Raw genomic sequence first — 12,895 nt, 5'->3', positions numbered from 1 at the left:
AATTTTAGGGTCATTCGTCTCAACGGAGAGTCTGACCATGTTCATTTGTTGATTGAATATCCGCCTAAGCTTTCTATTTCTCAGATAGTCAATTCTCTTAAAGGCGTTTCTAGTCGTATGTTAAGAAAGGAATTTAAACTAGCTCCCCACAAAGAACATTTGTGGAGTCCTAGCTATTTTTGTGTCAGTTGTGGAGGTGCGCCAATTGCGAAGATTAAAGAGTATATTGGCAATCAAGAATCACCCCTTTAGGGTGGGGTTTTCGACCCATCTATTAAATTGATAAACAAACACTCACTTATTCTTACCTAACTTACGATTAAAAACTATGGAAATACAATTTAGAGAATTTAATCCTTTTGATGTTTGGATTTGGTTAGAATTTCCTACTGTTCCTTCGAGAATGGAACAACAATATATTGAAGAGCTATTAGATTCGTGGTTTTATTTAGGTAAACTTGGTGGCTTCAATGCTGAAAATCTTCGAGTTCAAGATACAGGCGTAGAAATCAGCTATATGGAATATGATCGAACAGAGTTAGATGATGCTCTGATGTCTCCAATGCACAATATGGGAGATATTGAATATTTAGGCGTTTGGGGTAGGTGCTGGTTTGACTTAGGAACCAGTGATTTAATTGCGATCGATATTTTAATAAACGCTATTAATCAGCTAAGTAAAGAGTTTGTACAAATTGAGAGAATTATTATTGGTGGTGAAAATGAAGATTGGCCTGTCAACAAAAACACTGACTCCGTATTTTACAGTAACTAAAAACAGCTAAAAAACCAAACCCCTCACCAACTAGTTTCAATGGTAAGGGGTTTAGAGGTTATTAATGAACCTGGCACTGAGCTATTTTCCCAGGAGGCTACCCTCCAAGTATCTTGGCCGCTACAGCGTTTCACAATCGAGTTCGGGATGGAGTCGAAGTGGGACCACTGCGCTACAAGCACCAGGAATGCTGGCGGTTCGAGCCTTGGTGAACCTTCAAGACTGCATAAATCTAGAAGTGGTGGTCAACGAGCCGAAACAGTCGAATTGGGTAATCTCTGAGGGTTAGTCAGTTGTCGGTCAGTTAGTTGAGGTCAAGCCCTCGGTCTGTTAGCACGCCTCGGCTACAAACATTGCTGCTCTTCCACCTAGCGCCTATTAACGGGTGTTCTTCCCGTGACCTTACTGGCAATTGCCATGAGAGTACTCATCTTGAGGTGGGCTTCCCACTTAGATGCTTTCAGCGGTTATCCTCTCCGCACTTGGCTACCCAGCGTCTACCGTTGGCACGATAACTGGTACACCAGCGGTGCGTTCTTCCCGGTCCTCTCGTACTAAGGAAGACTCCTCTCAATACTCTTGCGCCTACACCGGATATGGACCGAACTGTCTCACGACGTTCTGAACCCAGCTCACGTACCGCTTTAATGGGCGAACAGCCCAACCCTTGGGACCTACTTCAGCCCCAGGTTGCGATGAGCCGACATCGAGGTGCCAAACCTCCCCGTCGATGTGAACTCTTGGGGGAGATCAGCCTGTTATCCCTAGAGTAACTTTTATCCGTTGAGCGACGGCCTTTCCACGCAGCACCGTCGGATCACTAAGACCTAGTTTCCTACCTGCTTGAGTTGTCTCTCTCGCAGTCAAGCTCCCTTGTGCCTTTACACTCTGTGGCTGATTTCCATCCAGCCTGAGGGAACCTTTGTGCGCCTCCGTTACTTTTTTGGAGGCGACCGCCCCAGTCAAACTACCCACCTGAAACTGTTCTTCTCCCGGATTACGGGAGCAAGTTAGAATTCTAGCCTCGCTAGAGTGGTATCTCACCGATGACTCGAATAACCCCACAAGGTTATCTTCATCGTCTCCCACCTATTCTGCGCAAGCGAAGCCCGAACCCAATTCCAGGCTATAGTAAAGCTTCATAGGGTCTTTCTGTCCAAGTGTAGGTAGTCCGTATCTTCACAGACAATCCTATTTCGCCGAGCCTCTCTCCGAGACAGCGCCCAGATCGTTACGCCTTTCGTGCGGGTCGGAACTTACCCGACAAGGAATTTCGCTACCTTAGGACCGTTATAGTTACGGCCGCCGTTCACCGGGGCTTCAGTCGTTAGCTTTAGGGCAAGCCCCTGACCAACTTCCTTAACCTTCCGGCACTGGGCAGGCGTCAGCCCCTATACATCCTCTTACGAGTTAGCAGAGACCTATGTTTTTGGTAAACAGTCGCCTGGGCCTCTTTATTGCAACCACCTCTCGGTGGCACCCCTTCTCCCGAAGTTACGGGGTCATTTTGCCGAGTTCCTTAGAGAGAGTTATCTCGCGCCCCTTAGTATTCTCTACCTGCCTACCTGTGTCGGTTTCGGGTACGGGTACTACATCTTCATCACTGAAATAGCTTTTCTTGGCACTAGCTTTACCACACGTTCTCCTTGGAGAACTCCCAATCCATTCAGGGCGTGGTTATTGTTCATGCGTCCCTATCTCAGCTCCCATGCAGTAGTCAGGGAATATTCACCCTGTGTCCATCGACTACGCCTTTCGGCCTCGCCTTAGGTCCCGACTAACTCTTCGCGGACGAGCCTTCCGAAGAAACCCTTAGGCTTTCGGGGTATATGATTCTCACATATATTTTCGCTACTTAAGCCGACATTCTCACTTCTGTATCGTCCACATCTGCTTGCCGCTAATGCTTCTCCCAATACAGAACGCTCCTCTACCACTTGTGTTAAACACAAGTCCACAGCTTCGGTGACACACTTAGCCCCGTTCATTTTCGGCGCAGGAGCGCTAGACCAGTGAGCTATTACGCACTCTTTTAAGGATTGCTGCTTCTAAGCAAACCTCCTGGTTGTCTATGCACTCCCACCTCCTTTCTCACTTAGTGTGTACTTGGGGACCTTAGCTGGTGGTCTGGGCTGTTTCCCTTTCGACGATGAAGCTTATCCCCCACCGTCTCACTGGTAAAATTTTGTTGGGTATTCTGAGTTTGTCTCACTTTGGTACCGCTCTCGCAGCCCGCAGCGAAACAGTGCTTTACCCCCCAACAAGTCTACTTACCGCTGCGCCTAAACGCATTTCGAGGAGATCCAGCTAGCTCCGGGTTCGATTGGCATTTCACCCCTAACCACACCTCATCCGCTGGCTTTTCAACGCCAGTCGGTTCGGACCTCCACTTAGCTTTACCCAAGCTTCATCCTGGACATGGTTAGATCACCCGGGTTCGGGTCTACAAATTGTGACAAAATTCGCCCTTGTCAGGCTCGCTTTCACTTTGGCTTCGAGTATTACTTCTTAACCTGCCACAACCTGTAAGTCGCCGGCTCATTCTTCAACAGGCACACTATTACACGTTCAATCGTGCTCTAATTGCTTGTAGGCTAACGGTTTCATGTTCTATTTCACTCCCCTCGCCGGGGTTCTTTTCACCTTTCCCTCGCGGTACTGTTTCTCTATCGGTTACACAGGAGTATTTAGCCTTACGAGGTGGTCCTCGCTGATTCACACGGAATTCCACGGGCTCCGTGCTACTCGGGATTCAGTCGGTTTATTTCCGCTTTCGACTACAGGACTTTCACCTCCTCTGGTGCAGCTTTCAACTGCTTCGTCTAGCTTCCCTAATCCCTGATGACTGTCCCACGACCCCATCAACCGAAGTTCATGGTTTAGGCTGTTTCCGTTTCGCTCGCCGCTACTGGGGAAATCGCTGTTGCTTTCTCTTCCTTCAGCTACTAAGATGTTTCAGTTCGCTGAGTTCGCTCGCTCCTGCCTATATATTCAGCAGGTCGTTCATTTGGGTTGCCCCATTCGGACACCCTCGGATCTATGCTTGTTTCCAACTCCCCGAGGCATTTCGTCGGTCACCACGTCCTTCTTCGCCTTTGTGTACCTAGGTATCCACCGTTAGCCCTTTGTAGCTTGACCTGGTATCCTACATTGGTGCAAGATACTTTCTAATCTTTACTTTTGGACTAATTTTTCATGAGCATTTTCCTTGGCCTCTGACGACGCCGGTCATGCTCACTGCCTTAGTTTTTTTTGACCTAATTACTTAGTTCTATAATTTGGCTCTATCACCAACAAGTTCTTTTAGTTAGCTTTCGCTACTTGAACGAGCTTGCTGTTTCTAGATATTATGCAGTTTTCAAGGTTCATTCTGGACTTTTTAAAGTCCAGCAGAATCATCTTTTTCGCCAATCAATGATGATAGTGCTGGATTTTACTGCCTCTATTTTACCGTTTTTGGGCTGAGGTTTTGACTGGGTAAATAACTTTTTGGTGGAGGTAAGCGGATTTGAACCGCTGACATCCTGCTTGCAAAGCAGGCGCTCTACCAGCTGAGCTATACCCCCTTTGCTTCAGAACTCGATTATAACTTTCACCAGTTTCTTACTTGTTACTTGCTACTTTCTACTTCTTACTTGTTTATGGTGGGCCATCCTGGACTTGAACCAGGGACCTCACCCTTATCAGGGGTGCGCTCTAACCACCTGAGCTAATAGCCCTTGTTTTGCTACTTATTTTCTCTAGTAGATTTTTGGCGAACCAGAACAATTAGTTTGACAGTTTTCTTGGACTCACATTTGCTCGATCTCTATCTGGGATCTTTAGCTGCTTTTTGAACCGACCTTGGTTTGACCTGTGATGGCGAGACTCTTTTTCGGTCTTCGCTTCACGGTTAGGTCTCCCTATAAGGAGGTGATCCAGCCACACCTTCCGGTACGGCTACCTTGTTACGACTTCACCCTAGTCACCAGCCCTGCCTTCGGCATCCCCCTCCCTATACAGGGTTAGGGTAACGACTTCGGGCGTGGCCAACTTCCATGGTGTGACGGGCGGTGTGTACAAGGCCCGGGAACGAATTCACCGCAGTATGCTGACCTGCGATTACTAGCGATTCCTCCTTCATGCAGGCGAGTTGCAGCCTGCAATCTGAACTGAGGCTGGGTTTGATGAGATTCGCTGACTCTTGCGAGCTCGCTGCCCTTTGTCCCAACCATTGTAGTACGTGTGTAGCCCAGAACGTAAGGGGCATGCTGACTTGACGTCATCCCCACCTTCCTCCGGTTTGTCACCGGCAGTCTTCCTAAAGTGCCCAACTTAATGCTGGCAACTAAGAACGAGGGTTGCGCTCGTTGCGGGACTTAACCCAACATCTCACGACACGAGCTGACGACAGCCATGCACCACCTGTCTTCGAGTTCCCTAAGGCACCTGAACTATTAGGTTCAGTTCTCGAGATGTCAAGTCCTGGTAAGGTTCTTCGCGTTGCATCGAATTAAACCACATACTCCACCGCTTGTGCGGGCCCCCGTCAATTCCTTTGAGTTTCACACTTGCGTGCGTACTCCCCAGGCGGAACACTTAACGCGTTGGCTACGGCACTGCTCGGGTCGATACAAGCAACGCCTAGTGTTCATCGTTTACAGCTAAGACTACAGGGGTATCTAATCCCTTTCGCTACCCTAGCTTTCGTCCCTGAGTGTCAGTTACGATCCAGTTGAGCGCCTTCGCCACTGGTGTTCTTCCCAATATCTACGCATTTCACCGCTACACTGGGAATTCCCTCAACCCCTACCGTACTCTAGCCGTCCAGTTTCCACTGCTGTTCAGAAGTTGAGCTTCTGTCTTTAACAGCAGACTTGAACAGCCACCTGCGGACGCTTTACGCCCAATGATTCCGGATAACGCTTGCATCCTCCGTATTACCGCGGCTGCTGGCACGGAGTTAGCCGATGCTGATTCTTAAAGTACCGTCACTTTCTTCTTCCTTTAAAAAAGAGGTTTACAATCCAAAAACCTTCCTCCCTCACGCGGTATTGCTCCGTCAGGCTTTCGCCCATTGCGGAAAATTCCCCACTGCTGCCTCCCGTAGGAGTCTGGGCCGTGTCTCAGTCCCAGTGTGGCTGCTCATCCTCTCAGACCAGCTACCGATCGCTGCCTTGGTAGGCTCTTACCCCACCAACTAACTAATCGGACGCGAGCTCCTCTTGAGGCTATAAATATTTCACCAGCTAACTGGCATATTGGGTTTTAGCAGCGATTTCTCGCTGTTGTCCCCATCCTCAAGGCAGATTCTCACGCGTTACTCACCCGTCCGCCACTAGCTCCGAAGAGCCCGTTCGACTTGCATGTGTTAGGCATACCGCCAGCGTTCATCCTGAGCCAGGATCAAACTCTCCATGTTGAACTTACATTCAATTTTTCTTGAACTTCATTTCATCTCAAGTTGTGATTTTTCGCTCTTTCTTTTTGACTGGCTGAGTTGGGCAAATTTTTAATTACTTAATCTTTTGCTTTTCTCACCGAGCCATTTTAATTGTTTTTTAATTCAAAAAGCTGTGTGTTTAAAAAACCGTCAAACTATTGTATTGTCTAGGTTCTGTCCGCTTGTTGTTCGGGGTTACCTCTCAACCGCGCATTTACCAATATAGGGAATATATTTATCCTTGTCAACCCCTGAGCGACTTTTTTTTAAATTAACCTGTTTTTATATTGCATAATTGTCTTTTAAGCTCTACCAGCTATAGTGTTATAGCATTTAGTTTTAGTTTTCTAAACAGTAAAAAAGTTTCTATGGTCAGTTTACCTTCCTTAATAATCGTCGATCGCCTACTACAAGATTGGTTATTAGAAGACATCGGTAGAGGTGATTTTACGACCCAAGGATTGTTTAATAGCGAATTCCAAATCAATCAAGCGATATGGATTATTAAAGAAGATGGGGTAATTGCAGGATTACCGATCGCAGCGCGAGTTTTTCAACTATTAGACAAAGAGGCTCAATTTACTCTCACAGTTAAAGAAGGAGATTTTTGTCAATCGGGAACAAAGATAGCCGAAATAGAAGGGAGTAGGGAGGCTCTACTAACAGGAGAAAGGGTAGCACTTAATTTAGCGATGCGTTTAAGTGGAATTGCTACAGTTACTCGTAACTATGTAAATAAGATTAGTGATTTGCCAGCTAGGTTAGTAGATACTAGAAAAACTACCCCAGGTTTGAGAGTGCTAGAGAAATATGCCACGCGAGTAGGTGGTGCAATCAATCATCGGATGGGATTAGATGATGCGGTGATGATTAAGGATAATCATATAAAAGCAGCAGGAGGAATAGAAAAAGCGATCGCACTTGTGAGAAACAATATTCCCTATCCTTTAAATATAGAAGTAGAAACAACAAATATAGAAGAGGTAGAGCAAGCCCTACAATATGGTGCAGACATAATCATGTTGGATAATATGTCTCTTGAACAAATGAATTTGGCAATTAAGATAATTCGCCAGACAAATCTCAGAGTTAAGATAGAAGCATCAGGCAATATTACCCTAAAAACTATTCGTGCTATAGCTGAAACTGGCGTTGACTATATATCTAGTAGCGCGCCTATAACGCGATCGCACTGGTTAGACTTAAGTATGAGAATAGTTTAGCTAATGGAAGAAATACTCGAACTCAAAAGATTAATCAAACAGCAAGATTATCAAAATGCCTTGCTGCTGGTAGAAGAGATGGAGGAAATGGGGAAGAAGGCAATTGTCGATAGAATTTACAGCTATGTGGTTATTCTTCTACTTCACTTAATTAAACAAGCAGCAGAGAAACGTACGACTAAATCTTGGGATGTTTCAATTCGTAACTCTTGCCGTCAAATAGAAAGAGTCAATAAACGCAGGAAAGCTGGCGGCTATTATCTTGAAAAATTAGAAATTAAGGAAATAATCGCAGAAGCATTTGATAGTGCTTTGGATAACGCTTCTTTGGAGTCTTATGAAGGGATTTATTCTTCTGAAGAGTTATTGAAAATAATAGATAGTCAAGAAATTATAGATCGCGCTTTTGAACTAATTTTGGCAGAAAGAAAAGAAAGAAGGTCATATCAATTTCTTTAAGACTATCGAGATTATCTGCTTGGGTAAATATCGACTCACCTAAAGCTTTTGCTTTATAGCCTCCATCGAGATCATCCTCTACTAAAAAACAATTTCTATCATGGATAATACTAAAAAAGATGATTTCTTAATGCTAGCGTAAATTATTTAAATGGCGATCGCAAATTTTACTAACTCTTCAATTATTAACTATCACTACAATTATTAGTTAAATCATTAAGAAAAAGATCGCTCTAAATCTGACAAAAGGCAATCATATATTGTAGACAAACAATGATTGTAATAAGTTGTACTGAAATCACATCACAATTTATGCAACCTAGTCATAATAAGGCAATCAAGCAAACCAGGATAAAAAGTTGGCTAGAATGGATTGAATTTGACGATAAATACGAAATTCTTACTCCTGTTTTCGTGACAATTGCTCTCCCGTTTATATTTACTTATATTTTTTTAAACTTTAATTTCATCAAAGAATTAGCTCAATTGGGCATTTTCTTTACAATTGCTATTGCATTTTTAAATTATTTCTCAAATCAACAAACTAAAAGAGATGAGGAAATAACTAAACAAGCAATACTAGCACTTGAACGAGCCTATGAAATACTAACAACAGATAATGAGAAAAATACAGTACTACCTTGTAATAATCGTTTGAATTGGTTGACAACAGCAAAAATGTTAATAAGATACGGAGAATTGAAAAAATTAAAAACAGATTTGTATAGAACTATTTGTGAAGAACAAGAAGAATATTAAAGGCATAGATTTTATTTTCTAACAAAAGAAGGAGAATCATATCCACTTTCGTATTTTGAAAGAAGTAAGGATTGAGATGAATTAAATATTCAACCTGTGTCAGCACTCGTTGTTTTTGAGTTTCCTCCATGGAAAGAAGGAAAATTAGATCCTTTGAATTCAATAATTTTCTATCTAGTGATAATTCTCGTCTACTACCCCACGGCTTAAGTGATTACTTAAATAAGTATTCCAGTTTATTCAATGAAAATCACAATACGAAAGCATAAAAAACACTTATGTCCAAAATTTCGGTAATCCCAACCTGCTTGCTACTGCAACACCGATATATAAAGCGTTAGGGTAAATAAATATAAATACAATCGACAATTATCTATTTACATGACAGACGCAACTATTACCAAAAATCCTTTATTAATTGGCAAGGGATTACCACCCTTTAACGAAATCAAAGCCGAACACGTTGTTCCAGCAATGACACAACTGTTAAAAGAGTTAGAAGGCGAAGTTAGCAATTTAGAGGACAATGTAACTCCCACTTGGTCTGGTTTAGTTGAACCCCTGACAGCGATTGAAGAACGGTTAGGCTGGAGTTGGGGTATTGTGGGACATTTGATGAGTGTCAAGAATAGTCCTGAGTTGCGGAAAGCTGATGAAAGTATGCAGCCAGAAATTGTCAAGTTCTACAACAAGCTAAGTCAAAGCAAGCCTTTATATGAAGCATTTAGAGGAATTAAGGAAGGTGCAGAGTGGGAGAAACTGAATCCTGCACAACAGCGCATTGTTGAATCTTCAATTCGTGATTTTGAATTGTCTGGAGTTGGTTTAGAAGGGGAAGCCAAAGATAAGTTTAATCAGATTCAATTAGAGTCAGCAGAACTTTCGACTAAGTTTTCTAATAATGTTCTTGATGCGACTAAGGCTTTTAAATTAAGGCTAACTGATAAAAAAGATGTAGATGGTTTACCTCCCAGTGCATTAGGCTTGATGGCGCAAACTGCTAAAGCGGAAGGAAATCAAGACGCTACTCCTGAAAATGGCCCTTGGGTAGTTACGTTGGATTATCCTAGCTATGTTCCCTTTATGAAATACGCTACTAATGGCAAATTGCGGGAAAAACTATATAAGGCTTTTCTCTCTCGTGCTTCTGATGGGGAATGGGACAATCGTGGCAATATCGATCGCATTTTAGAATTAAGAAAGGAAAAAGCCAATATTCTGGGTTTTGCTAACTTCGCTGAGTTAAGTTTAGCCCGTAAAATGGCACCTGATGTTGCAGCAGTACAAAAGCTACAGGATGAGTTACGCGGTGCGAGTTATGATGCGGCGGTTAAAGAATTTGAAGAGTTAAAAGCTTTTGCAGGACAAGACGATCTTAAAAACTGGGACATTACTTATTGGGCGGAAAAACAGCGTGAGGCTAAATTTGACTTTAATGAAGAAGAATTACGCCCTTATTTTTCTTTGCCAAAGGTTTTAGACGGTTTATTTGGTTTAGCCAACCGTATCTTTGGGGTAACAATTACTGCTGCGGATGGAGAAGCACCCGTATGGCACGAAGATGTGAAATATTTTCAAATTGCTGATGAAAACGGAGATGCGATCGCCTTTTTCTATCTCGATCCTTACTCTCGTCCCGCCGAAAAGCGTGGTGGTGCGTGGATGAATGACTGTATTGGTCGGGCAAAAATGACCGTTGAGGGCAAAACCGAAACTCGTTTACCTATAGCATATCTAACCTGCAATCAAACTCCCCCTGTAGAGGATCGACCTAGCTTAATGACCTTTGGAGAAGTAACCACCTTGTTCCACGAATTCGGTCATGGCTTACAACATATGCTGACCACCATCGATTACCCTGGTGCAGCAGGTATTAACAATGTGGAATGGGATGCGGTAGAATTACCAAGTCAGTTTATGGAAAACTGGTGTTATGATCGCCCCACTCTTTTCGGCATGGCGAAACATTATCAAACTGACCAAACGCTTCCCGAAGAATATTATCAAAAGCTAGTTGCTGCGAAAAACTATATGAGTGGTTCGGCAATGCTGCGTCAGCTACATTTTGGCTTGTTAGACATGGAACTCCACTCTAATTATGAGCCAGGTGGAGATGAGACTCCTAACGATGTGCGCGATCGCTTGGCGAAAACTACTAGCGTATTGCAACCTATTCCCGAAGATAATTTTCTTTGTGCTTTTGGACATATTTTTGCTGGTGGATACGCAGCAGGATATTATAGCTATAAGTGGGCAGAAGTGCTCAGTGCAGATGCTTTTGCTGCTTTTGAAGAGGCTGGCTTAGAGGATGAAGATGCAGTTAGATCGGTCGGGAAACGCTTTAAAGATACAGTACTTTCTTTAGGCGGTAGTTTACACCCAATGGAAGTGTTCCAGTCATTCCGTGGCAGAGAACCTGAAACTGAAGCGTTATTGAGACATAGTGGATTACTGGATGCTGCCTAAAATTATCCTCACTAGACTTAATAAGGCTTAACAAAGATAGTTAACTAGTTGAATAAAAAAACAGTAATTAAAGCAAAAGGCGATCGCAGATATTTTAGCGATCGCCTTTTGCTCTATTTTTATGCGGATGAAAGGACTTGAACCTTCACGTCCGAAAACACCAGAACCTAAATCTGGCGCGTCTACCAATTCCGCCACATCCGCAGATTTACAATGTCTATAATCATAGCAGATATAAATTATAAATCAACATTTTAGAGAAAATTACAGGATTTTCGTTGGCGATCTAGATCTGGTTCTTGCCAAGCGTAACTAAAATGGCTAATAGAATTAATCTCAGGAGTTGCCTTACGTAAAGCTTCCATCTGAGTTTCTAATGGCAGATGTTGACGATATACTTTGCCCCAAGCACCAGCTAGAGCAGGGATTACAGTGGTATTGTTTGATGCCACGTCTAAAACATTCTCAATTTGGTCAGTAATACAATAAGTTTTTGATTCGCAAATAGCATAAGCCATAGGATGCCATTCTAAATCTGTCGGAAATTTGTCCCAAGCCTGTAAACGAGAATCAAATCCACCACTACCGACTAAGCGGTTGGCATCGGGAAAAAATACTGCTCCAGCAGGAAGTCCTCTATTTTGTGCTGGTTTCGCTGCAAAAGAGAGAAAATCAATGACACCTTGAGCAGCATGGGCAACTGAAAAAAACCACAGGTCTTGTTTTAGATGACGCTGGCGAGATGATACGGTAGATTTTGAATCAAGGATATTAAGACTACCCTGCCACTTAGCCTGAGATTCTTTGGGATACTGTCGATCAATGATTTCTATATCTTGAGTAGTCAAATTACCCGTATCAATATATTTTTTAATTAAAGCTAATCCTTTTTGGTTACTAGCACGATTGTATAAAGCATTGAGAGAAGATTTACCATGAATCCAAAGATCCTTGACGCTATAGACATAAGACTGTCCACCAATACCGCGAGGGTAACGAACATAATCAAATAAGATTCCGTCTGGTTGGCGTTTAAGAACTGCCTGGACGAGATTGTAATAGTCGGTTTGCGCCTGCTGGGAATAAGGATCGATAAAAGCCTGAGCTCTGTCGTCCACATAAGCTAAACTATTTTGACCTAAAGCGTTGCGGGCTAATGCTTCTTGGCGATCTGGACGTTGAGCATAAGTGTAACCAAAATTCATGGTAAATAGCCAGGCATAGAGCTTTAAGCCTCGTTGATGTGCTTTATCAATTGCCTGTTCTAACAAATCGATGTTGTCTGCATCTGGCGATCGCACGACTGGTATCCAAGGTGTAGGATTATCTCCAGGAGGTAATAGAACTTGGCTATCATAGAAGACTTCGAGATGTATTTTGCTGTAGCCCAGGTTGACAATACGGTCTAAGACACGATCTATTGAACCAGAAGTAATATCGCAAGGATATAGACGCAACCAAATGGCTTGTTCTTCGGGCCAGGTTTGACTGCGACAAAGCTGTAGCATTTCCGTGTGTTTTTGAACGATAGCCTCATATTCTGGTGTTGCCTGCTTATTTTCCAAGGATGCTGCTAAAAGTTTTTCTTTTAACTCTACTTCTTCGGGCGCAAACTGACAATAAGGTCCAACGGCAGCTTTTGCTGGTTGAATCGCTACCAAAAAACTAGAGCAGCTCAAAATTGCGGTTGTTAAGGCTGTCAAAGTTTTTAGAGTAGTCTTGGAAATTGCATTTTGCTGATCGCTTAATCTAGCTTTGTTCGGTTGATGAACTGATCTTTTATCAGGCATA

At 43.2% G+C, this 12,895-nt stretch carries 7 protein-coding genes, 3 tRNA genes and 3 rRNA genes; 6 read left to right on the top strand and 7 right to left on the bottom strand.

Annotated features, from left to right (window positions below):
• Positions 1-252 (top strand): IS200/IS605 family transposase (gene tnpA / locus V6C71_14815; protein ID HEY9769740.1); only part of this gene is annotated, 252 nt, incomplete at its 5' end.
• A 76-nt stretch (positions 253-328) separates the two neighbouring features.
• Positions 329-775, top strand: a complete 447-nt coding sequence (locus V6C71_14810; protein ID HEY9769739.1) for a DUF3531 family protein — start codon at positions 329-331, stop codon at positions 773-775.
• A gap of 68 nt (positions 776-843) precedes the next feature.
• On the opposite strand, the gene rrf is transcribed toward V6C71_14810, so the two are convergent.
• From rrf to V6C71_14785, 5 genes are all read right to left on the bottom strand, one after another.
• Positions 844-961: ribosomal RNA gene (gene rrf / locus V6C71_14805) — 5S ribosomal RNA — on the bottom strand.
• 124 nt (positions 962-1,085) lie between these two features.
• Positions 1,086-3,913: ribosomal RNA gene (locus V6C71_14800) — 23S ribosomal RNA — on the bottom strand.
• A gap of 352 nt (positions 3,914-4,265) precedes the next feature.
• Positions 4,266-4,341 (bottom strand) — tRNA-Ala (locus V6C71_14795).
• A 76-nt stretch (positions 4,342-4,417) separates the two neighbouring features.
• Positions 4,418-4,494, bottom strand: a tRNA-Ile gene (locus tag V6C71_14790).
• A 186-nt stretch (positions 4,495-4,680) separates the two neighbouring features.
• Positions 4,681-6,176, bottom strand: a 16S ribosomal RNA gene (locus tag V6C71_14785).
• The 16S, 23S and 5S rRNA genes sit together here with 2 tRNA genes alongside, the layout of an rRNA operon.
• 389 nt (positions 6,177-6,565) lie before the next feature.
• Between V6C71_14785 and nadC the strand changes: the two genes are divergently transcribed.
• From nadC to V6C71_14765, 4 genes are all read left to right on the top strand, one after another.
• Positions 6,566-7,420 carry a carboxylating nicotinate-nucleotide diphosphorylase gene (gene nadC / locus V6C71_14780; GenBank protein ID HEY9769738.1) on the top strand — a complete coding sequence of 285 codons (855 nt, stop codon included), beginning with the start codon at positions 6,566-6,568 and terminating at the stop codon, positions 7,418-7,420.
• A 3-nt stretch (positions 7,421-7,423) separates the two neighbouring features.
• Entirely contained in the window at positions 7,424-7,879 is a 456-nt protein-coding gene (locus V6C71_14775; GenBank protein HEY9769737.1) for a DUF29 family protein, read from the top strand.
• A 312-nt stretch (positions 7,880-8,191) separates the two neighbouring features.
• Positions 8,192-8,638, top strand: a complete 447-nt coding sequence (locus V6C71_14770) for a hypothetical protein (protein HEY9769736.1) — start codon at positions 8,192-8,194, stop codon at positions 8,636-8,638.
• 381 nt (positions 8,639-9,019) lie between these two features.
• Complete coding sequence (locus V6C71_14765; GenBank protein HEY9769735.1) at positions 9,020-11,104, top strand: M3 family metallopeptidase; 2,085 nt, start codon at positions 9,020-9,022, stop codon at positions 11,102-11,104.
• A 122-nt stretch (positions 11,105-11,226) separates the two neighbouring features.
• Here V6C71_14765 and V6C71_14760 read toward each other — a convergent pair.
• Together V6C71_14760 and V6C71_14755 are read right to left on the bottom strand one after the other, a co-directional pair.
• Positions 11,227-11,308: transfer RNA gene (locus V6C71_14760), tRNA-Leu, on the bottom strand.
• Positions 11,309-11,358: 50 nt separating this feature from the next.
• Positions 11,359-12,894, bottom strand: a complete 1,536-nt coding sequence (locus tag V6C71_14755) for a hypothetical protein (GenBank protein HEY9769734.1) — start codon at positions 12,892-12,894, stop codon at positions 11,359-11,361.
• Position 12,895 lies beyond the last annotated feature (1 nt).

The sequence above is a fragment of the Coleofasciculaceae cyanobacterium genome (genome assembly GCA_036703275.1).
Classification (GTDB): domain Bacteria; phylum Cyanobacteriota; class Cyanobacteriia; order Cyanobacteriales; family Xenococcaceae; genus Waterburya.
This window is presented reverse-complemented; position numbering and strand designations above follow the sequence as displayed.